Origin of the sequence: Herbiconiux daphne (assembly GCF_024979295.1) — a bacterium.
GTDB classification, from domain to species: domain Bacteria; phylum Actinomycetota; class Actinomycetes; order Actinomycetales; family Microbacteriaceae; genus Herbiconiux; species Herbiconiux daphnes.
On the sequence record NZ_JANLCJ010000003.1, the window covers coordinates 370,824 to 391,033 of the forward strand.

16 protein-coding genes and 1 tRNA gene are annotated in these 20,210 nt (G+C 69.7%); 4 read left to right on the plus strand and 13 right to left on the minus strand.

The genetic code is table 11. From position 1 onward, the window contains the following. The first annotated feature begins 16 nt into the window (after positions 1–16). Together N1032_RS10495 and N1032_RS10500 are read left to right on the plus strand one after the other, a co-directional pair. A complete protein-coding gene (locus tag N1032_RS10495) occupies positions 17–352 on the plus strand; it encodes a hypothetical protein (protein WP_259539015.1) in 336 nt (111 codons plus the stop codon). 78 nt (positions 353–430) lie between these two features. Further along, the gene (locus N1032_RS10500; protein ID WP_259539016.1) at positions 431–1,444 is read left to right on the plus strand and encodes a DMT family transporter; all 1,014 of its coding nucleotides are present in this window, start codon (positions 431–433) and stop codon (positions 1,442–1,444) included. Here N1032_RS10500 and N1032_RS10505 read toward each other — a convergent pair. The 6 genes from N1032_RS10505 to N1032_RS10530 all read right to left on the minus strand — a co-directional run bounded on the left by N1032_RS10505 (position 1,377) and on the right by N1032_RS10530 (position 9,343). After that, complete coding sequence (locus N1032_RS10505; protein ID WP_259539017.1) at positions 1,377–4,145, minus strand: MGH1-like glycoside hydrolase domain-containing protein; 2,769 nt, start codon at positions 4,143–4,145, stop codon at positions 1,377–1,379. The genes N1032_RS10500 and N1032_RS10505 overlap by 68 nt on opposite strands. A gap of 62 nt (positions 4,146–4,207) precedes the next feature. After that, positions 4,208–4,657: a Fe-S cluster assembly sulfur transfer protein SufU gene (gene sufU / locus N1032_RS10510; RefSeq protein WP_259539018.1), complete on the minus strand. Its 450-nt coding sequence runs from the start codon at positions 4,655–4,657 to the stop codon at positions 4,208–4,210. Next, entirely contained in the window at positions 4,657–5,976 is a 1,320-nt protein-coding gene (locus N1032_RS10515; protein ID WP_407933022.1) for a SufS family cysteine desulfurase, read from the minus strand. The genes sufU and N1032_RS10515 overlap by 1 nt, the downstream gene beginning before the upstream one ends. A gap of 127 nt (positions 5,977–6,103) precedes the next feature. After that, on the minus strand, positions 6,104–6,640 hold the full coding sequence (locus N1032_RS10520; protein ID WP_259539019.1) for a hypothetical protein: 537 nt from the start codon (positions 6,638–6,640) through the stop codon (positions 6,104–6,106). A gap of 9 nt (positions 6,641–6,649) precedes the next feature. Continuing rightward, positions 6,650–6,964, minus strand: coding sequence for a helix-turn-helix domain-containing protein (locus tag N1032_RS10525; protein ID WP_259539020.1), 315 nt, complete (start codon positions 6,962–6,964; stop codon positions 6,650–6,652). Between the two features lie 63 nt (positions 6,965–7,027). Next, positions 7,028–9,343 carry a lamin tail domain-containing protein gene (locus N1032_RS10530; RefSeq protein ID WP_259539021.1) on the minus strand — a complete coding sequence of 772 codons (2,316 nt, stop codon included), beginning with the start codon at positions 9,341–9,343 and terminating at the stop codon, positions 7,028–7,030. 175 nt (positions 9,344–9,518) lie between these two features. Here N1032_RS10530 and N1032_RS10535 point away from each other — a divergent pair, with 175 nt between their 5' ends. Further along, on the plus strand, positions 9,519–9,983 hold the full coding sequence (locus N1032_RS10535; RefSeq protein ID WP_259539022.1) for a phage tail protein: 465 nt from the start codon (positions 9,519–9,521) through the stop codon (positions 9,981–9,983). 55 nt (positions 9,984–10,038) lie between these two features. Here N1032_RS10535 and N1032_RS10540 read toward each other — a convergent pair whose 3' ends face one another. The 7 genes from N1032_RS10540 to N1032_RS10570 all read right to left on the minus strand — a co-directional run bounded on the left by N1032_RS10540 (position 10,039) and on the right by N1032_RS10570 (position 17,774). Beyond that, positions 10,039–10,224 carry a hypothetical protein gene (locus tag N1032_RS10540; RefSeq protein WP_259539023.1) on the minus strand — a complete coding sequence of 62 codons (186 nt, stop codon included), beginning with the start codon at positions 10,222–10,224 and terminating at the stop codon, positions 10,039–10,041. Between the two features lie 96 nt (positions 10,225–10,320). Then, positions 10,321–11,586 (minus strand): M23 family metallopeptidase, encoded by a 1,266-nt coding sequence (locus N1032_RS10545; RefSeq protein WP_259539024.1) that lies wholly within the window; start codon positions 11,584–11,586, stop codon positions 10,321–10,323. Between the two features lie 131 nt (positions 11,587–11,717). Then, positions 11,718–11,791 (minus strand) — tRNA-Met (locus N1032_RS10550). A 41-nt stretch (positions 11,792–11,832) separates the two neighbouring features. Beyond that, a complete protein-coding gene (locus N1032_RS10555) occupies positions 11,833–13,164 on the minus strand; it encodes a type II toxin-antitoxin system HipA family toxin (protein ID WP_259539025.1) in 1,332 nt (443 codons plus the stop codon). After that, positions 13,164–13,562: a helix-turn-helix domain-containing protein gene (locus tag N1032_RS10560; protein ID WP_259539026.1), complete on the minus strand. Its 399-nt coding sequence runs from the start codon at positions 13,560–13,562 to the stop codon at positions 13,164–13,166. Before N1032_RS10560 ends, N1032_RS10555 begins: the two co-directional genes overlap by 1 nt. Before the next feature lie 74 nt (positions 13,563–13,636). Next, positions 13,637–16,507, minus strand: coding sequence for a UPF0182 family membrane protein (locus N1032_RS10565; protein WP_259539027.1), 2,871 nt, complete (start codon positions 16,505–16,507; stop codon positions 13,637–13,639). Between the two features lie 151 nt (positions 16,508–16,658). Further along, positions 16,659–17,774 (minus strand): YlbL family protein, encoded by a 1,116-nt coding sequence (locus N1032_RS10570; RefSeq protein ID WP_259539028.1) that lies wholly within the window; start codon positions 17,772–17,774, stop codon positions 16,659–16,661. 245 nt (positions 17,775–18,019) lie between these two features. Here N1032_RS10570 and N1032_RS10575 point away from each other — a divergent pair, with 245 nt between their 5' ends. Beyond that, a complete protein-coding gene (locus N1032_RS10575) occupies positions 18,020–19,366 on the plus strand; it encodes a zinc-dependent metalloprotease (protein WP_259539029.1) in 1,347 nt (448 codons plus the stop codon). Positions 19,367–20,210 lie beyond the last annotated feature (844 nt).

Below are 20,210 nucleotides of genomic sequence, written 5' to 3' on the forward strand. Positions count from 1 at the left end.
GAAGGCGGAGGCGATCATGTCCGACGATCCCCGCGACGACCCCACCCGCGTGACCAACCAGCCCTCGCTCACCACCTCGAAGGGCACGAGCTGGCTCGTTCTCGGCGCCATCATGGGCGCGATCGCCGTCGTGCTGCTCTGGAGCCTGCAGCAGGTCAACTCCACGGGAGTCGCGATCGTCGGCATCGTGGCGATCGCGCTGCTCTACGTCGCCATGGTCGAGGTGCGACTGCTGGTGCGGCCCGCGAGGTTGCGGCTGCTGCTCATGGCCGTCTGCTTCGGCGCCATCGCCGCCGTGGGGCTCGTCTGCGTGCTCATCATCTCCACCTCGGCCGCGGCGCCCGTCACCTGACCCGCGCACCTCGGCCGCAGCGCCCGTCACCTGACCCGCGCACCTCTCCCGCGTCGGCCGATTGTGTAGCTTGGGGGAATGCTCCCCTACCTGGCCGTCGTGCTGGCCGCCGTGTGCTTCGGCACCACCGGCACGGCCCAGGCGTTCGGCCCGGTCGACGCGTCGGCCGGATCGATCGGAGCCGCACGCATCCTCATCGGCGGCGGCCTGCTCGGTGTGGTCGGCCTGCTCGCCTGGTGGCGGGGTCGTGGCGGTCAGGCCCCCGCCGCACGCCCGTCGCCGAGCGCGCGCCGCCTCCCCGCCGGAGTGCTGGTCGCCATCGGAGCGCTCGGCGTTCTCGCCTACCAGCCCGCGTTCTTCGCCGGCACGAGCGAGAACGGTGTCGCCGTCGGCACGGTGGTGGCGCTCGGCTCGGCCCCCATCCTCACCGGCCTTCTCGACTGGCTGCTCAGCCGCCGGTTCCCCGGAGTGCTGTGGCTCGTCGCCACCCTCATCGCCACCGTCGGCGTCGTGCTCATCAGCGGCCTGCTCGGCCAGGGGCCGGTCGGCTCGGTCGGCACCAGCGCCACGGATGCCGCCAGCGCCCTGGATGCCGCGGGCGCAACGGATGCCGCCATCAGCGTTCCCGGCCTTCTCGCCTCGGTCGCGGCCGGCGCCTCCTATGCCGTCTACACCCTGGCCGGCAAGGCCCTGCTCGAGCGCGGGTGGGCCCCCACCGCCACCATGGGAGCGGTGTTCGGCGTCGCCGCCGTGCTGAGCCTGCCGCTGCTGCTCACCACCGACACCGCCTGGCTCGCCACCGGCCCGGGGCTCGCCATGGCGCTCTGGCTGGGGGTGGTCACCACCGTGGTCGCCTACCTGCTGTTCGGCTGGGGCCTCAAGCGCCTGCCGGCCTCGACCGTGTCGACCCTGACGCTCGCCGAACCGCTCACCGCGACCCTGCTCGGCACCCTCGTGCTCGGCGAGACCCTGCAGCAGATGGCCGTCATCGGCCTCGTCGTGCTGGCCGCGGGGCTCGTGGTGCTCACGATCCCGCGCCGACCGCGGCATCCGGAACTGCCGCGATCCGCTTCGGCCGCTGCTCCTTCGTGACGATGAGGTGGGCGACGAGCGCCGTCCAGCCTGTCTGATGCGACGCGCCGAGGCCCTGCCCGGTGTCGCCGTGGTAGTACTCGTAGAAGGTGATGTTGTCGCGCCACCGAGCATCCACCGAGAGCAGGGGGTAGCGGGCATCCGCCGGCCGCGGGCGGTCGCCGTCGCTGACGAACAGCCCCACGAGCCGCTCGGCCAGGTCGTCGGCGACCTCGCCCAGGGTGAGCAGCCGGCCCGACCGCGCCGGGTATTCCACGCGATGGGTCTCGCCGAGGCTCTCGTCGTAGCCGCGCAGCGACTCGATGATGAGCACGTTGAGCGGAAACCACACCGGCCCCCGCCAGTTCGAATTGCCCCCGAACAGACCCGACGTCGACTCGCCCGGCTCGTAGTCGACGACCGCCTCGGCGCCCCCGACGTCGACCCGGAACGGATGCTCGCGGTGCCAGGCCGAGATGCTGCGGATGCCGTGCGGTGACAGCATGCCGTCTTCGTCGACCACCCCGCCGAGCACCCGTTTGAGCCGCTCGGGCTCGACGAGCGCCATCAGGCTCGTGAAGCCGGCGGCGCCCGACTCGCGCACGTGCACGAGCGAGCGGTAACCGGGGTTGCGGGTGAGGAACACCTGACCGCGGTGCAGGAACTCCTCGAGCCGGCCCATCTTAGTGCGGTCGAACACGAGCGAGGCCGTGACGGGCACGAGGCCCACGAGCGAGCGCACCTTCATCGGCACCTCGCGGCCGTCGGCCAGGTGCAAAAGGTCGTAATAGAACGAGTCGGCGTCGTCCCACAGCCCGGCGTCGTTCGCCGACGACGCGATCACGAGGAAGTGCTCGAAGAACTTCGTGGCCACGTCTTCGTAGGCGCGGTCGTGGGCGGTGAGCAGCAGCGCCATGTCGAGCAGATGCAGCGCGTAGGTCGCCATCCAGGCGGTCGAGTCGGCCTGTTCGAGCACCCCGAGCTCGGGCGGCAGCGTCGAGCGGTCGAGCGGCGCGATGTTGTCGAGGCCCATGAAGCCGCCCTCGAACAGGTTGTTGTCGCCGTGGTCTTTGTTGTTCGTCCACCACGTGAAATTCATCAGCAGCTTGTGGAAGATGCGGCCGAGAAAATGGAAGTCGCGACCGCCGTCGATCTCGAACACCCGCAGCGCCGCCCACGCCTCGATCGGCGGGTTCACGTCGGCGAAGTCCCACTCGTAGGCGGGCAGCTGCCCGTTCGGGTGCATGTACCACTCGCGCAGGATGAGGATCAGCTGCGCCTTGGCGTATTCCGGGTCGATGTGGGCCATCGTCACGCAGTGGAACGCGAGGTCCCACGCGGCGAACCAGGGATACTCCCACGGGTCGGGCATGAGGATGACGTCGCGGCTCGACAGGTGCCGCCAGTCGCCGTTGCGCACGTATTCGCGCCCGGGCGGCGGCGGGGGCGACGTCGGGTCGCCGGCCAGCCAGCGGCGCACGTCGAAGTGGAAGAACTGCTTCGACCACAGCAGCCCCGCGAACGCCTGCCGGGCGATCGCCGCCTCCTGCGAGGTGGTCGTCGCGGGCAGCACCGAGGCGTAGAACTCGTCGGCCTCGGCGGCCCTCAAGTGCATCACGGCGTCGAAGTCACCGAACGGGTCGACGCCGCCCGACGGCTCGGCGGATGCCGCGGCGCCGCCCGACGGGTCGACGGATGCCGCGGCATCCGCCCGCTCCGTCAACCGCAGTCTGATCACGCGCGACCCGCCCGCCGGCACCGTCAGCACCTGGTGGAACGCCGCCTTCGTGCCGTCGAGCGCTGGATTCACCGTCGCCGCACCGGCGACCACGTCATCGTTGATGCCGTCTTTCGGGTAGGGGGTCGAGGCCGGCTCACCGAACAGCCGCTCGCGGTTGGTCTCGTTCTCGCAGAAGAGCGCCTCGGCCGACGCGCCCTCGCCCGGGTCGATGCGCAGCACGAGGTCGGCGGCGCCGGGCCTGCTCGCGACCATCGTGCGGCCGTCTCGGCCTCCGGATGCCGCGATCCGCGGTCTCTCGGGAGGCTCGGTGTCCCACGACCACACGTTCCGCATCCAGAGCGACGGCAGCACGTGGATGGTGGCCTCGTCGGGGCCGGCGTTCTCGACCGTGACCGACATCAGCAGGTCGCGCGGCCCGGCCTTGGCGTAGTCGACCGTCACCACCCAGTAGCGGCCGTCGTCGAAGACGCCCGTGTCGACGAGCTCGTACTCGGCCTCGGTCTTCGAGCGGGCGGCGTTCACCGACACCAGCTCGTCGTAGGGGAACTCGGCCTGCGGGTAGTGGTAGCGCCAGCGCTGCCAGGAGTGGGTGGGGGTGGCGTCGAGATACCACCAGTACTCCTTGACGTCTTCGCCGTGGTTGCCCTCGGGGCCGGAGAGGCCGAACATGCGTTCTTTCAGAATCGGGTCGACGCCGTTCCAGAGGGCGAGGCCGAGGCACCAGTTCTGCTGGTCGTCGCAGAACGCGGCCATGCCGTCTTCGTTCCAGCGATAGGTGCGCGACCGCGCGTGGTCGTGCGGAAAGAACCGCCAGGCGTCGCCGTCGGCGCTGTAGTCTTCGCGAACCGTGCCCCACGCCCGCTCGGCAACGTAGGGGCCCCAGTCGCGCCAGCCCGGAGCGGCGTCGGGCACGCCGTCGGACGAGGTCTCGGCGAGGCGGCGGCGTTCTGCGCCCGGCTCGGCGGGGCTGTCGTCGGTCATGCTGCGATCCTAGGGGCGGCGCACGACACCCGGGTGCGCCCGGGCGGGAGCAGCCCGTGTCGTCAGCGTGCGGGCGTCAGGCCGAGCGCGTCTTCGAACGCGACCCAGGGCAGCATCGCGCACTTGATGCGGGTGATGTAGCGCGACACACCGCCGAGAGCGACCGCGTCGCCCAGCAGGTCTTCGTCGCCCTCGATCGCCCCCTTCGACTGCATGAGCTCGCGGAACGCGGCGATGCGTTCGGTCACCTCGTCGGCCGTGAGGTCGTGCACGATGTCGCTCAGCAGCGATGCCGAGGCGGTCGAGATGGAGCAGCCCTGGCCCTCCCAGCCGATCGACTCGACGCGACCGTCGGCGGCCCGGTAGACGTTGAGGGTCACCTCGTCGCCACAGGTGGGGTTGATCTGGTGCGACGACCCCGTCGCGCCGTCGCGCAGCCCGAAGCCGTGCTTCTCTTTGGCGTGGTCGAGGATGACGTGCTGGTACATGCTCTCCAGCTCGCGCGACGCCATCACGCCACCCCGAAGAACGCGCGGGAGTCGGCCACGGCCGCGACGGCCTGGTCGACCTCGTCGGGCGTGTTGTAGAGATAGGTGCTCACCCGGGTGGTGGCGGTCACCCCGAAGCGCCGGTGCACGGGTTGCGCGCAGTGGTGGCCCACCCGCACGGCGATGCCGCGATCGTCGAGGAACTGGCCGACGTCGTGCGAGTGGATGCCGTCGACCACGAAACTGGCGAGCCCCACGCGCTCCACCCCGGCGGCGGCATCCGGTGCCGGCCCCAGCACGCGCACACCGGGAATCGCCACGAGGCCCTGGTAGAGACGCTCGCCGAGCTGTGCCTCCCAGCCCGCGATGCGCGCCATGCCCACCTCGCCGAGATAGTCGATGGCCGAGGCGAGCGCGATCGCCTGCGACACGCGCTGGGTGCCGGCCTCGAACCGCATCGGGGCGGGCAGGAACTCGGACTCGGTGAGCCCGACGGTGGTGATCATCGAACCGCCGGTGAGGAAGGGCGGCAGGGCGTTCAGCAACTCCGACCGGCCGTAGAGCACGCCCACGCCGGTCGGCGCGAGCATCTTGTGGCCCGAGAACACCGCGAAGTCCACGTCGAGCGCGGCGAGGTCGAGGGACAGGTGCGGCGCGGACTGGCAGGCGTCGAGCACGACGAGGGCGCCCACCCCGTGCGCGAGCGCCACGAGCTCGGCGACCGGGTTCACCGCGCCGAGCACGTTCGACACGTGCGCGAAGGCCACCACCCGGGTGCGCTCGCCGATGATCTCGGCGGCGTCGTCGAGCCGGATGCGGCCGTCGTCGCCGACGCCGATCACTCTCAGGGTCGCCCCGGTGCGGAACGCGAGTTCTTGCCACGGCACCAGGTTGGCGTGGTGCTCGAGCTCGGTGACGACGATCTCGTCGCCCTCGCCGAGGCGGAAGCGGCGGGCGGCATCTCCCCCGCGCCCGAGCGACGCGTTCGACATGCCGTAGGCGATCAGGTTGAGGCCCTCGGTGGCGTTGGAAGTCCAGACGATCTCGTCGTCGGCCACCCCCACGAAGCGGGCGACAGTGGCCCGTGCGTCTTCGAACAGCTCGGTGGCCTCGCCGGCGAGGGTGTGGGCGCCGCGGTGCACGGCGGCGTTGTTGAGCTCGTAGTAGGAGCGCTCGACGTCGATGACGCGCTGGGGTTTCTGCGAGGTGGCGCCCGAGTCGAGGTAGACCAGCGGATGCCCGTTGACCTCGCGCCCGAGGATCGGGAAGTCGGCGCGGATGCGTTCGACGTCGTGCAGCTCCAGCGTCGCCGCGGTCGTCGTCTGGTCTACGTCAGTGGTCACAGGAGCCTCGGAGTTTCAGGTGCGGGTCGTTCGCGGGATGCATCCATTGCACCACTTCTCGGTGGGTGAATGCTCCACGGTGTCGTTTGGTGCAAGTGCCGAGCGGGTCCGGAAATTCCGCTCGGCGTCACAGCAGGCCCGCGCGGTCGGGCACTTGCAGGTGCAGTTCGCGCAGCCAACCGGCCGGGTCGGGCCAGGCGCGGCCGGTCGGAAGTGCGCCCAGCGCCCGCTGCACCGCCGCCGTTCTCGGCTCGACCGGGATGACGCGGCTCGGCGCCACCGCTGCGAGCACGCCGAGCCACCACTGGCTCTCGGCGGGCTCGAGGTGCTCGGGGTCGAGCACGAGGTAGTAGTCGGGCAGAACGGCCTCCCCGGCCGCGAACGCCGTGAGCGCCGACTCGATCTCGATCCGCAGCACGCCGCGGGTCGACGGGTCGGCGAAGAACGCGATCCAGGCCGCGGCCACGTTCTGGAGTGGATCGAGATCGTGCACGAGAAAGGGTCGGGAGGCCGATCCGAGCAGTTCGCGAACGCTCGGGGCGCCATCGGTGTCGTCGCCGGTCAGGCGCACGGCCTGCACGTTGGGCAGCCGGCCGAGGGCGCGCACGATGTCGTCGGTGACGGCGCCGACGAGCACCACGACCGTGCTTCCCGGTGAACGCATGCCTCCAGCCTAGGCAGGGTCGGCGCGGGCTGCGGCCTCCCGGGCCCGGATCAAGTCGGCCGCCGTCACGCCGTGCGACCGTTGGGGCAACTGGTCGGCCGAGAGCCCGTCGACCAGCTCCGCGGGGTTGAGGTTGAGGGCTGCGGCGATGCGCACGATGGTGTGCAGGGTGGGGTTGGCCTGGCCGCGTTCGATCTTGCCGAGGTTCGTGAAGTGCAGATCGGCGAGTTCGGCGAGATCCATCTGGTTGAGCGCCAGCCGTTGCCGCTCGTCGCGGATGCGGGCGCCCAGCATCCGCGACGCATCCGATCCGTCAGAACTCACACCTCATGCGTACCGACCCGATGCGCGCACAACCAGAGCGCCGACACCCGCGGCATTTATGCCTCACACCTCGCGACGGTTGCGCGTGCGGTCGCGGTGACGCAGCAGCACCATCGGTGCCACGCCGGCCAGCAGCAGCAGCGCGCCGACGGCGAGACCTGAGAGCGGGTCGGCGCCGGTAGCCGCGAGCACCGCCGGCGTGGAGGCGCCACCCGGGCCCGTCGGGGTCTGCGCGCCGGGAGGCGTCGGGCCCTGGGAGCCGAGGGCGAGGTCGCAGGCGACGGTTCCCGACCAGAGCGAGTGGCCGCCGTTGTTGCCGTCATCGGAGCGGATGACCTCTTTCACCCCGTCGACACAGGTCGAGCTCGGCGCGACGGCGAAGCCCTCGAGGTTGTAGTCGGGCAATCCAGTGGGCCGGTTGTAGACGCGGTCGACCGCGAAGGCCCCGTCGGCATCCAGGCCGAGCAGCACGGTCGAGCCGGCCGAGGTGTTGTCGGCCACCGCCCAGACGCGCTGCGCGTCGGCATCCCACTGCGTGTCCTGGATCATCGGCAGACCGGTCTCGACCGCGGCGACGCGGTGGAACGAGCCGTCGCCATTCAGCGCGTAGGCGTAGAGGTGGCCGTTCTTCTCCAGGGCGGTGAAGAACAGTCCGGTGCCGTGGCCCGGGTAGTCGGCCGGGTCGTAGGCTGCGCCGGTGCTCTGGTCGACGAAGGCGTTCGCGGTGAGGTAGGAGTCGGGCACCCAGGTGATGCCCTCGAACCCGAGGTTGGAGTCGGCGCCGCCCGTGGTGCTGATGACGTCGGCGAGGTCGGCAGTCAGAACCCACTGGGCGGTCGGCTGCAGGGTGGCACCGGCCGCGGTGGGGTCGTAGCGCAGCACGCTCTCCAGCGGCACCCCGCTCGCGGCGTTGTCGCGCTCGGTGGTGATGTAGAGCATGCCGTCGGGGCCCACGGTGATGCCCTCGGAGTCGGGCTGGCCACCGCCGGAGGGGAACACGATGTCTTTGCCCGCGCTCCAGCCGTCGGCGGTGTCGGGCACCCACAGGTCGCCGCTCTTCACGAGGCGGTAGACGTGGCTCTTGTTCTTGACCGCCCACATCACATCGGGATCGGTCGGGTCGATGTCGAGCCCCGAGACATCCTGCCCCGAGAGCGGCGTGACGAACTGGCACTCGTTGTCGGAGACGACCCAGTCCTGGCTTCCGGGCCAGGCGATGCCGCCGGCGATCGCCGGGCCGCTGCCCGAGGCGCCCTCGGTCTGGCAGTCGACCTCGCCGCCGTTGCCCGGGTCTCTCGGCGGAATGATCTCGCCGGCGCAGGCCCCGGCGTTCGACGCGCCCCAGCTCGTGGCGGCGGTGTGCGCCCAGGCGCCCGTGGCGTCGCCGCAGCGCGACCACGAGCCCGGCTGGGCGTCGTTCGCGCCCCAGCCGACCGAGTCGACGATGGTGGAGCCGTCGGCCAGGTAGAGCTTCACCGAGTCGCCGTCGGAGCTGAGGCCCTGGTTCGACAGCAGCACGAGGTAGCCGTGCGCGGGAACGACGGTGCCGTTCGGAGCCTCGACCGGCGCCGGGTTGCTGCTGCTGTCGGCCTGCTGCCAGTCGGCCACGTCGACATCCGTGTCGCCCGTGTTGACGAGTTCGTAGCCGTCGTGGGTGGGGTCGTCGTTGGCGGAAGTGACCTCGTTGAGCCTGATCGACTTCCACGCGTCCGAACCGTCGCCGGGGTCGCCCGGGCCGGCCTGGCCGAAGCGGCTCACACCGGGCGACCCCACGTAGCCCGAGGCCGAGGTCCAGCTGCCTTCGATGTCGCCCGCGGTGGAGAGGGTCCAGTCCGCGGCGCTGTCGGCGCCGAGGGCGGCTTCGGTCGACGGCCACGCGCTCGCGGCCGAGGTGCGCGGGCCGGCGCCGGACTGGTCGTCGTAGGTCAGCGTGTCGACCAGGGCGTCGGTGCTGTCGTAAAGGTTGATCGCGTCGGCGCGACCGAGGTTGGTGGTGTTGTCGCCGATCACGACGACGGTCGAGGCGAGTCCCCACTCACTGCGGAAGTCGGCGGCGGATGCCTCGCTCAGCACGAACGACGCCCCCGGCTGCACCGTGCCGGCTGCGCTGAGGTCGACGTCTCCGGGCTCGGCACCGCTGTCGGAGAACGACCAGCCGGTGAGGTCGATCGCCTGCTGGTCGAGGTTGGTGAATTCGACGAACTCCGAGCCGTTGTACTCCCACTCGGTGATGCGCACCTGACCGGTGGCGGAGGCGGCGGTGGCGGATGCGGCGGGATCGGACGCGGCGGATGCGGCGGCCGGAACCGCGAAGAGCCCGGCGAGAACGAGAGCCGAACCGGCCGTGAGGGCGAACGGGCGCGAGACAGGGGTGAGCACGCGCTTCACCCTGTCGGCGCCGGGTGAACGGGGAGTGACGCGCGCGGAACCGGGATTTGAACGGATGCCGGGCACCCCGCCCGGGGATCGAGCAGTTTTCGAGAAGTGCCCGTTCGCGCCGGTCACTACATTTGACACATCACCGCACCCGCGGGATGTGAGAGGAATGCACCAGATGTCGTATGTCGTGGACTTCACCAACGTCTCGCCGGTCGGGCTGGAGTCGTCGCCGGTCGTCGACGCCCTCGCCGGGCTCCGCGCGAACGAGGCGCGCTACTTCAAGAACAAGTACGACCACGTCTTCACCGTCGAGCCCGCGAACGAGGCCGCCGAGACGATCGACTGGGTGACCGGCATCCTGAAAGACGAACGCGACATCGTGATCGCGTCACCCGCGCTGGAGGCCACCGAGTTCGAGGTCGAGGGCACCCGCTGGGCCTACGTCTTCTATCAGAGCGGGCTGTCGATCAACGTGCTCTACGCGCTCGACGACGCGGGCAAGCGCGCGGTGGGCTTCAAGCTCTCCGACGGCATGGAGGTTCCCGAAGAACTCGCCTCGCGCTTCAAGTTCGCCCGTCAGAAGTCGAAGCTGGCGGGCACCATCCGCGGCTCGTACTTCACCATCAAGAACGCCCACTGACGGGCGGCGGCTAACGGGCGGCCGCTGACGGGCGGCCACTGACAGGCCGACGAACTCAGGCGCGACGTGCTGCCGCGAGAAACCCGATGCCGAGAACGAAGCCGCCGAAGCCGAAGACCATGGCGATCAGCGCCGCGTCGAGCCCGCCGGCGAACACCAGCAAGCCCCCGAAGAACAGCACGATCGCCACGGCGAGGCAGGCGATCCCCGTGCGCCGCAGGATGAGGGATGCGTCGTCCACGCATCGAGTGTGCGCAGCCGCCGGGCGCCGCGTCAATCGCCCGGCGGGCCTCGTCGCCCACTGTTCACCCAGACCCAGGATCGACGAGGGCGTGCCCTATTCTGGGAAGCCGATCGCCGACAGGATGAGCGGGAGTTCGCTCTCGCGCGCACCCTCATCGCGGATGAACTCGCTGCCGTCGTCGCTACCCGTGCCGATCATCTCGAACGAGCTGATCTCGAACGGCAGGTTCGTGGAGGTGAGCGGCGCCACACCGTCCATGACGTGGAAATGCAGATGGGATTCCGTGGTGTTGCCGCTGTTGCCCGTTCGCGCGATCTCGTCACCGAGCTCCACCCGGTCTCCGACCTCGACCGTTGTCGAGCCGGGCTTGAGGTGCGCGTAGAACGCGTAGACGCCCTCGGACAGTTTGAGCACGACGTGATTGCCGCCGTAGTCGTTCAACGGCAGATCCTCCTGAAGAACGTGGGGCTCGGCATCCGGAAGATCATCCACGACGGCCGCGACTTCGCCGTCACCGACGGCCAGGACCGGTTGATCGTAGGTGAAGTAGTCGGCGTTGTCGGTCGGGTCGCCCGAGAAAGTCGATTGCGCACCGTTCTCGACGAGCGGACGCGTGAGGTCGAATCGTGACCAGTCGATGGCGTACCGTTCGGAGGCGTTGATCCGCCCGCCGATCGGGATCATCGAACCGCGGTGCGGCGACAGGGTGCAGCAGGCGTTGACGGCAACCCAATCCGACCCCTCCAGCGGCGGACCGACGACCACCGGATGCCCCGAACCGACCGGCGTCACAGCTCGAGCGACGGCCTCCGTGGGAAAGAGGTGGGCGTAGTTCGCCTGACCTTCTCGCACGTCTCCGAAGGTCGCGCTGATCGTCTGCTCGATCTGTTCGGGCACGTCTGCGAGCGACGCGAAGGTCGTGTCCATGAGAATCACGGCGGTCGTGCCGGCAGGAATCTGTGACACGGCCTCCGGCGGGAACGGGTAATCACCGATGGGAATCGTGCGGGCGACGACCTCGTCGCCCCGGAGCGATGCGATCTCGTCACCGCCGGCCGACGACACGACACTGTCGATCCGCGCCGGCCGCGGCGACGCGTTGAGCACCTCCAACTCGTAGACCACGTGGTAAAGGTCATCCGTGCCGCGAACGGGAATCGGATCCCCCACGACCGTCGAGACGACGAGCGGTGAGAACTCGTCGACCGTGGCCCCGTCATTCGGTTCGACGGTCGAGGAGACGCTCGCGGACGATGAAGGCGAGGACGCCGGCGTCGCACCGGTGCACGAGGCGACGAGACCGCCGACCACCAGCAGGGTGATCGCCGCGAGCACCCGACGAGGAGCAATGGCCACCATGCGACTCGACCCCCTCGTACCCAGGGAAACTCTTCGAATCGAGGGTACTCGAACGGTGGCTGTCGCCGAAGGCGTCAGGGGAAAAAAGAAGCGGGCCCCAGTCTTTCGACTGAGGCCCGCCTGCGTTTTCGTTGCGGGGACAGGATTTGAACCTGCGACCTCTGGGTTATGAGCCCAGCGAGCTACCGAACTGCTCCACCCCGCGGCACAAGAATTTACTCTAGCACGAGTTTCGCGGGCTCGTGATCACAGCGCCGGGAACGATTGCCGGATGCGATCGACGTCGTCGGCCGTGAGCCCCGCCTGCTCGGCGAACTCGGGCCACCTCGCGATCGCGTCAGCGACCTGCGTGATCACGTCGAACCGGTCGGCGATCTGGAACCGGTCGGCCACGGCCAGCAGGTCGGCGCGCCCGATGTCGGCGAACGATCCGTTCACCGACATGAGGTGCTGGTAGGTCCACTGCCCCGACGGGTTGAACGCGTAGGTCACGTCGTAGGCCGGGGCGAGGCGCCACACCCCACCGCTCTCGGGCGGGTCGAGCAGAAAAGCGAAGTTCTTCGTGTGGTCGTCGCAGTTGCGCGCGAGCACGTTGAACACCATCCGCCGGAAGGCTTCGGTGCGCTGCGTTTCATCGAGCCCGAGGGCGTCGATCACCTGGAAGTACTGCGCGTAGTCGTGCGTGGCCCGCTGCTTGTAGTCGAGCTCGCCCATGGCGCAGAGGGTCTGCATGTGCACCTTGCCCTCGCTTCGACGGCCTCCGGATGCCGCGGCCGAGGTGCCTCCCGGCTCACGCCGCTCGAACCGCTTGGTCATGAAGTGGGCGCGACCGTTCTCCTCGAGCAGTCGCGAGGTCGACATCTCGATGCCCGCCGCCGTGGCCATCAGGTAGTAGGCGTATTCGATGCGCCCGTAGCCCGCGCTGCTGCCGAGCTCGGTGTCGCGCCCCACGCCGTCGAGCTTGATCATCCACTGCTCGAATCCGTCTTCGGCGGGCAACTGGCCCGACCGCACCTCGCCGCTGGCCGGGTTCCACGCGATGATCGCCTTGGCACGGGCGCCACCCGCCGACGTGCCGACCTGGATCAGGTTCGCCAGCGCCGCCGCCGCCTCCCGGTCGCCCTCGATGCGGCCCGACAGGGCGCTTCGGGCTCCGACGACGAGGTCGGAGAGCTCGAGCGCGGTGGGCTTGCGGCGCTGGGGCCCGCGGGTGGGCCTGAACTCCAGCGCCCCCATGCCCCGATGCCCGAGGTAGGCGAGCCGGTCGAGCGCGGTGATCGAACTGCGCTCGACACCGTTCGACGCGAGGTAGGCCGTGACGAGGGCGTTGCCGAAGTCGTCGGGCAGCGCGTCGGCGATGAACGGCGGCAACCGGTGGAACGTCGGCTCGGGCAGGCCCGTGTAGACCCGCACGCGGCGCTCCAGCGGCGTGCTGAGCGGCGCCAGTTCGACTCCCCCGTCGACCCAGTCCGGGTCGTATTCGAACGCGAAGTAGCCCGTTCCGGAGTCGAGCGCGAGCGCGCCCACGAGCCGGTCCCAGGCGCGCACCTCGATCACCGACACGGCGGCGAAGGCCATCAGCGCGCCTCCCCGTCGCCGGTCGACGCCGCGCCCGAGATCGCGCCCGACCGGTCCGCTTCGGGCGCGCCCTCGACCGGCCGGGTCGCCCTTGACCGCGACGCCCGCTGTGGCGAGGCGTCGCGACGCTCCTGCGCCAGCATCCGCAGCGGGCTGACCGACACCGCGGGCTCGAGCGCGTCGAACCAGTCGCCCCGCCCCAGAGCTCGCACCACGCGCACGAGAGTCGCCACGCTCGACCCCCGGCCGGCCTCGAGATTCTTGATCGTGCGCAGACTCACGCCCGCCTTCGACGCCACGGTCGACTGATCGAGATTGCGCGACAGGCGCAGCGAACGGATGCGGCCTCCCAGCCGTTGCTCGAATTCCTCGGTCGTCTCCGCGCTCACCACAGCCATACGGGCATTATCCTGCACTTTATCGCCGAAAGCCAGCTCTAGGGGCAGAATATTGCCCGTTATGACGAGATGCCTTAATTCTCCGACGCGGCGATCGCTTGGGCAATGGCGTCTTTCAGGCGCTTGTCGGCTTCGCCGTAGGCCGTCCAGTCACCCGCGGCCATGGCGGCGTCACGGTCGGTGAGCGCCTGCTGCGCGGCGGCGAGAGCCGACATCACCTCGGCGTCGCCGGTGGGGTTGGTCGACCCGGTGTCGGGCGTGTCTCCGGTGTCGGGCGGAGTCGTGGTCTGGCCACCGCCGTCGTCGGGCGTGACGTCGCCGTCGCCCGCGGGCGCACCCGAGTCACCGCCGAACAGCGAGTCGAGGGCCGCGTCGAGAGTGCTCTCGAACGCGATCTTGTTGCCGAACGACACCAGCACCTTCTGCAGCAGCGGGAAGCTGGTCTCACCACGCGACTGCACGTAGACCGGCTGCACGTAGAGCAACCCGCCACCGACCGGCAGGGTCAGCAGGTTTCCGCTGATCACCTGGCTCTCACCCTGACGCAGCAGGTTGAGCGCAGAGCTCACCCCCGGGTCTGACGAGAAGCTGTTCTGCACCTGGCCGGGGCCGGGCACCGTGTCGTCTTTCGGCAGGGCGAGCAGGCGCAACTTGCCGTAATCGTCGGACTTCGTGCCCTCCGCGTCACCCGCATTCGAGTCGACGGCGAGGTAGCCCGTGAGCACGCTCCGCGTGGCCTCCCCCTGCTGCGAGAGCGGGATGAAGGTCGAGTAGAGCGAATACGACGGATCGGTCTGCGTCGGCATCTGCAGCGTCAGGTAGTAGGGCGGCTGCAGCGTCGGGCTCGTCGAGGGCGAGGTGGGGTCATTCGGCGTGGTCCAGGCGTCTTCCTGCGAGTAGAAGGAACCGGCATCCGTCACGTGGTACTGCCCGAGGATCGAGCGCTGCACCTTGAACAGGTCGGCCGGGTAGCGCACGTGGCTCATCAGGTCGCCCGACATGTCGCTGATCGGCTTGACGGTCGACGGGAAGATCTTCTGCCAGGTCTGCAGGATGGGGTCTTTGTCGTCCCAGGCGTAGAGCGTGACCTTGCCGTCGTAGGCGTCGACCGTGGCCTTGACCGAGTTGCGGATGTAGTTGATGTCGTCGACCGGGTAGGCCGGCGACGGGGTGTAGGTGTCGGCGATTGTCTCGCTGAGCGACTGCACCTTCGAGTAGGGGTAGTTGGTGGAGGTCGTGTAGCCGTCGACCACCCAGACCACGTGCCCGTCGACCACCGACGGGTAGGGGTCGGAGTCGATCGTGAGGTAGGGCGCCACCTTCGACACGCGCTGCGCGGGATCGCGGTCGTAGAGGATCTGCGAGTCGTCGTTCACCGCGTCGGAGAGGAAGATCTGCTCCGACTGGAACTTCAGCGCATAGACGAGCCGCTTGAAGATGTTGTCGAGCTTCGGCCCGCCGTCGCCCTCGAACGTGGTGTAGGTCTGCGAGGCGCCGTCTTCGCCCGACGGGTAGTCGAGCTCGATCTTCGACGTGCCCTCGGGGCCGCCGACGATCGAGTAGGGCGGGCTGTCTTCACCGAAGTAGATGCGCGGCTCGAAGTCGCCGAGCTGGCCGACCGACGGGATGCCCGACTCGATGAACACGGGCTGGCCGTCGGCGGAGCGCTGGTTGCCGTAGGCCGCCACGACGCCGTAGCCGTGGGTGTAGACGACGGTCTGGTTGTACCAGGTGGCCGACGAGCCCAGCGCGTCGATGTTGATGTCGCGCACGGTGACCACGGCATCCTGAACCTGGCCGTCGATGCTGTAGCGGTCGACGTCGAGGTGGTCGGGGAACTGGTAGTACTGCCGGAACTGCTGCAGCTGCTGGAACGACTTCGTCACGAGCGCCGGGTCGAGGATGCGGATGTTCGTGGTGGTGGCGGCGTCGTTGCGCAGCGCGCCCTGCTCGGCGGTGGTGGTGGCGTCGTAGGGCGTCTCTTCGACGTCGGCGACGTCGTAGGCGTCTCGGGTCATGTCGATGTTGCGCTGGATGTACTCCTGCTCGAGCGTGCGCTCGCTCGGGTCGACCTGGAAGCGCTGAACCACCCACGGCGCGAGCGAACCCAGGATGAGCGCACTGACGATGAGCAGGGCGGTGCCGATGATGGGAAGGCGCCAGCGGCCGATGACGGCGGCGACGATGAACAGCACGGCCACGATCGCGGCGATGCCGGCGAGGATCTGGAGCCCGGGAATGGTGGCGTTGACGTCGGAGTAGGAGGCACCCGTGATGAGGCCCGAACTGTTGGCGAGCGTGGCGTACTGGTCGAGCCAGATGCTGACCGCCTGCAGCAGCAGGTAGAGGGCCGCGGTCACCGCCATCTGGATGCGCGCGATCTTCGAGATGCGCACCTCACGCTGGCTGAACCGGATGGCGCCGTAGAGGTAGCTCGTGGCGATGCCCGCGAGGCCCGCAACGATGACGACCGCGGAGGCGAAACCGACGACGCCGCGCCAGAAGGGCAGGTCGTAGATGTAGAACGAGATGTCGAGGCCGAACTGCGGATCGGTCTGGCCGAACGCGGTGCGGTTCAGGTATTGCAGGGTGAGCTGCCAGCGCGAAGCCGTGGCCACGCCGGCGAAGAGGCCCAACACGGCGGGAACGCCGAAGGTGGCCAGGCGGCGCAGCGGCTCGATGACCTGCTGATAGCGGTCGAGCTGCGAGTTGAGCTTGGCGTAGACCGGCCGCCAGCGGAACGCGATCTCGATCGACGCCCAGACCGGCACCGCCATCGCGAGGAAGCCCACGAAGAACATCACCGCGCCGGCCACCCACTGGGTGGTCAGCACACTCAAGAACCCGAGCTGGTCGTACCAGAGGATCTCGGTGTAGAGGGTGGAGAAGACGAAGAAGAGTATGGCGAGCACGACGACGATCGCGATCGCGATCGCGAGAGTCACTCTCGAGCGTCGTGCGGGCTTCTCTGCTGTTTGGGAAGTCACGTGTGCCTCTGTGCTTGCGGGGTGGTGCGGTGCGTCAATCCTAGACAACGCAAGCCTAGGTGCGGGTCGCTGGGAACACCCTGGCGGGTGCCCGTGCGCCCGCCGGGTGTCACGGGGTGGCGGGAACCGTCTCGCAGATGGGCAGCGCGGAGGTGTCGGAGCCCGCCGCGATGGCGTCGAGAGCGGCGATCGAGTCGGAGAGGGTCGAGACCGCGAACACGGTCAGACCGTCGGGCACGTGACCGACCACCTCGTTGCAGTTCGATGCCGGCGCGAGGAACCAGGTGGCGCCGGCATCCTTCGCTCCGTAGAGCTTCTGCCGGATGCCGCCGATGGCGCCCACATCGCCCGCCGCGTCGATGGTGCCGGTGCCCGCGACGTTCTGGCCGCCGTTGAGCTCGCCCGGGGTGAGGGTGTCGATGATGCCGAGCGCGAACATCATGCCGGCGCTCGGGCCGCCGACGTCGTCGAGCTGGATGTCGATGTCGAACGGAAAGTCGTAGCTGTAGCCGACGGTGATGCCGATGGCCGGGGCATCCGTCTGCTCCGAGATGATCGGGGTGATCTGGAAGGTCTCCTCCGACCCGTCGGCGTGCCGCACGGCCACGGCCGCGGGGGCGTCGGTGCCGTTGGCGGCGAGCGCCGCCCGCAGTTCGTCGATGTCGGTCGCACTCGTGCCGTTGACCGACACGATCACGTCGCCCGACACGAGAACGTCGTTGGAGGGCCCTTCGGGGTCGACGGCTCCCACCGCGACGTTGGTCGTGTAGGCGATGTCGAGGTCGGTCAGGGCGGCCGCGATGGCCTCCTGCTGGCTGTTGACCATGAGCGCGGCGTTCTGCTCGTTGCGCTGGTCGGTGGTGATCTGGGGCGGGTAGATGCTGTCGATCGGCAACACGGCCCGGCTCGAGTCGAACCACGAGGCGGCGATCTCGGCCCAGGAGGGGCGCTGCTCGCGGGTGCCGCGCACCGAGACGGTCAGCAGGTCGAGCGAACCGTCGGTGGGGTAGGTCTCGGCGCCCGAGATCGAGATGAGCGGAACGTCTTTTCCGCCCTGCTCCTGGGTGCCGAGGGTGTTGTAGACCGGCCCGGGTTGCTCGATGACGTAGGGAGCGGGCAGAAAGCTCATCACGAGGCCGAGCACGAGGGCGAGCACCAGCACGGTCCACCCGGTTCGCACTCGTCGCGACGCTCGAGGGCGCTCCTCGGGTTCGAACAGGCTCACGGAATCCTCTCCCGGTGGGGGTCTGGCGGCGGGGCGCGACGAGTAGCAGGCAACGGGCGCGCACGACCGGCATCCGGATGTTCGCCACGGGCGCACGGCTCGGCGCTCAAGCTTATGGGAAAACCCAGCCTGGGCGGCGGGCCACGAGTTAGCGTAGAAACACAATCTGACAGCCCGCATGGAAGTTCCGGAGAGCAACGATCTCCGCCCAGCACCGTGGGTCGTCTGACGAGGAAGGACACATCGTGAGCGACGAGCCCCGCGACGAACCCGAGGACGAGTTCCGCGACATGCTGCGCGCGTTCCTGTCCGGCAACTCCGACATCGATCCGTCGAAGCTGGCGAGCGCGGCCGGGCTCCCCTCCGACCCAGCGGCCGTGTCGCAGCTGATGGCGCAGCTGCAGAACGCCATGCAGGCGTCGACCGACGGCGTGAACTGGGATGCCGCGCGCACCCAGGCCGAGGAGATCGCCGGCAAGACGAGCCTCAGCATCACCGACCAGACGCGTGCCGCGCTCGATCAGGCGCTGCACGTGGCATCCCTCTGGCTCGACGAGGTGACGGCGCTCTCCGATTCGGCCGTGGCGCCGCGACTACTGACCCGCAAGGAGTGGGCCACCGCGACGGTGCCGGTGTGGACGCAGTTGGCCGAGCCGGTCGCCGTCAGCATCTCCGACGCGCTCACCGACGTGCTGCGCGATCAGGCGCCCGAAGAGATGTCGGGCATGCTCGCCGGTGCCAGCCAGCTGATGCGCAACCTCGGCGGCACCCTGTTCGCCATGCAGCTCGGCCAGATCGTGGGCCAGCTCTCGCAAGAGGTCGTGTCGGGCGGCGACGTCGGCATCCCGCTGCTCGAAGAGGGTCAGGCCGCGCTCGTGCCGCAGAACGTGGCCGAGTTCGGCGAGGGTCTCGACATCCCGATCGACGAGGTGCAGCTCTACCTGGCCATCCGGGAGCTGGCGCACGCGCGTCTGTTCCGGCACGCGCGCTGGCTGCGGCTGCACGTCATCTCGTCGATCACGGAGTTCGCCAAGGGCATCGCGATCGACACCGACCGGCTCGAGCAGCTGGCCGAGAGCTTCGACCCGAGCGACCCCGAAGAGCTGCGCAACGCCATGGCGAGCGGGGCGCTCATCCCGCCGAAGACCGAGCAGCAGCTGCACGCCCTCGCGCGCCTCGAGACCACGCTCGCCCTGATCGAGGGCTGGGTCGATGTCGTGACCGCCCAGGCGTCGACGCGACTGCCCCGATGGAACGCCATCGCCGAGACGGTGCGCCGTCGTCGCGCGACGGGCGGCCCGGCGGAGTCGGCGTTCGGCGCTCTGATCGGGCTCGAGCTGCGGCCCCGGCGGCTGCGCGACGCCGCCGCGATGTGGCAGGCGGTGACGGATGCCGTGGGCCAGGAGCAGCGCGACGCCCTGTGGTCGCACCCCGACGTCGTTCCCACCTCCGACGACCTCGATGACCCGGCTGCTCTGATCGCGCGCCTGACCGCGGGCGCGCCAGAGCCCGACGAGATGGATCAGGCGCTCGAAGATCTTCTGCGCGAGGAGCAGTCGAAAGACGACGGCGAGCAGCCTCCCGCGCCCTAGAGCTGTGGATAACCCGCTCCGGGGGTGATCGCTCGGGCAGGATGCGGGCATGGTTCTGCGACTCAATCCCGATCACCCCATGGTGTGGCGCACGCCGACGTCGGTTCAGTTCGGCGTCGAGGCGGCGGTGGCCCGGCTCGGGTCGCTGTCGCCACCGCTGGAGCTCCTGCTCGACGTGCTGGCCCGCGGGGTCTCGCGGCCGCTCCTGTCGACGTTCGCGGCGAACCGGGGCGTGGGTGAGGCCGAGGTCGACGAGCTGCTCACCGGCCTCGCCGGGGTGCTCGGCGACACCGCTCCGGCAGCCGGGCTCGACGGGCGGCTGATCGCGCTCGACGGGTGCGGGCCGGGTGCCGAGGCGATCGAGGCGCTGCTGCGGCAGCTCGGCGCGGTGGTGGTGGGCGGTTTGGGCGGTGGTGCGCCCGGTGGTGGAGGTGCAGGCGATGGCGATGTGCCCGACGCCGGCGGCGCCGATAGGAGCGCGGGTGCCGCCGTCGGGCGGCGACCCGATCTGGCGGTGATCGTGTCGCACTACGCGACGTCGCCGCGGCGGGCGGCGGTGTGGTTGCGCGACGACGTGCCGCATCTGCTGGTGGAGTTCGGCGATCGATCGGTGCGGGTGGGGCCGGTGGTGTCGCCGCCCGCCGGACCGTGCGCGGCCTGTCTCGAGCACCATCGGATCGATCTCGACCCGGCTTGGGTGGCGATCGCCTGCCAGGCGGTGGTGCGCCCGGCGCCGTCAGCCGACGCGCTCGGGGTCGCCACGGCCGCTGCGACGGTCGGGCGGGTGGCGACGGAGTTCTTCGCGACAGCATCCCCGGGTTCCGGCGATGGCGTGTGGACGACC

What these genes read in the sequence shown, in the direction of transcription:
- N1032_RS10535 (WP_259539022.1), top strand. Translation starts at nt 9,519, where the DNA reads ATGTCGTATGTCGTGGACTTCACCAACGTCTCGCCGGTCGGGCTGGAG.
- sufU (WP_259539018.1), bottom strand. Translation starts at nt 4,657, where the DNA reads ATGGCGTCGCGCGAGCTGGAGAGCATGTACCAGCACGTCATCCTCGAC.
- N1032_RS10495 (WP_259539015.1), top strand. Translation starts at nt 17, where the DNA reads ATGTCCGACGATCCCCGCGACGACCCCACCCGCGTGACCAACCAGCCC.
- N1032_RS10500 (WP_259539016.1), top strand. Translation starts at nt 431, where the DNA reads ATGCTCCCCTACCTGGCCGTCGTGCTGGCCGCCGTGTGCTTCGGCACC.
- N1032_RS10560 (WP_259539026.1), bottom strand. Translation starts at nt 13,562, where the DNA reads ATGGCTGTGGTGAGCGCGGAGACGACCGAGGAATTCGAGCAACGGCTG.
- N1032_RS10545 (WP_259539024.1), bottom strand. Translation starts at nt 11,586, where the DNA reads ATGGTGGCCATTGCTCCTCGTCGGGTGCTCGCGGCGATCACCCTGCTG.
- N1032_RS10520 (WP_259539019.1), bottom strand. Translation starts at nt 6,640, where the DNA reads ATGCGTTCACCGGGAAGCACGGTCGTGGTGCTCGTCGGCGCCGTCACC.
- N1032_RS10555 (WP_259539025.1), bottom strand. Translation starts at nt 13,164, where the DNA reads ATGGCCTTCGCCGCCGTGTCGGTGATCGAGGTGCGCGCCTGGGACCGG.
- N1032_RS10505 (WP_259539017.1), bottom strand. Translation starts at nt 4,145, where the DNA reads ATGACCGACGACAGCCCCGCCGAGCCGGGCGCAGAACGCCGCCGCCTC.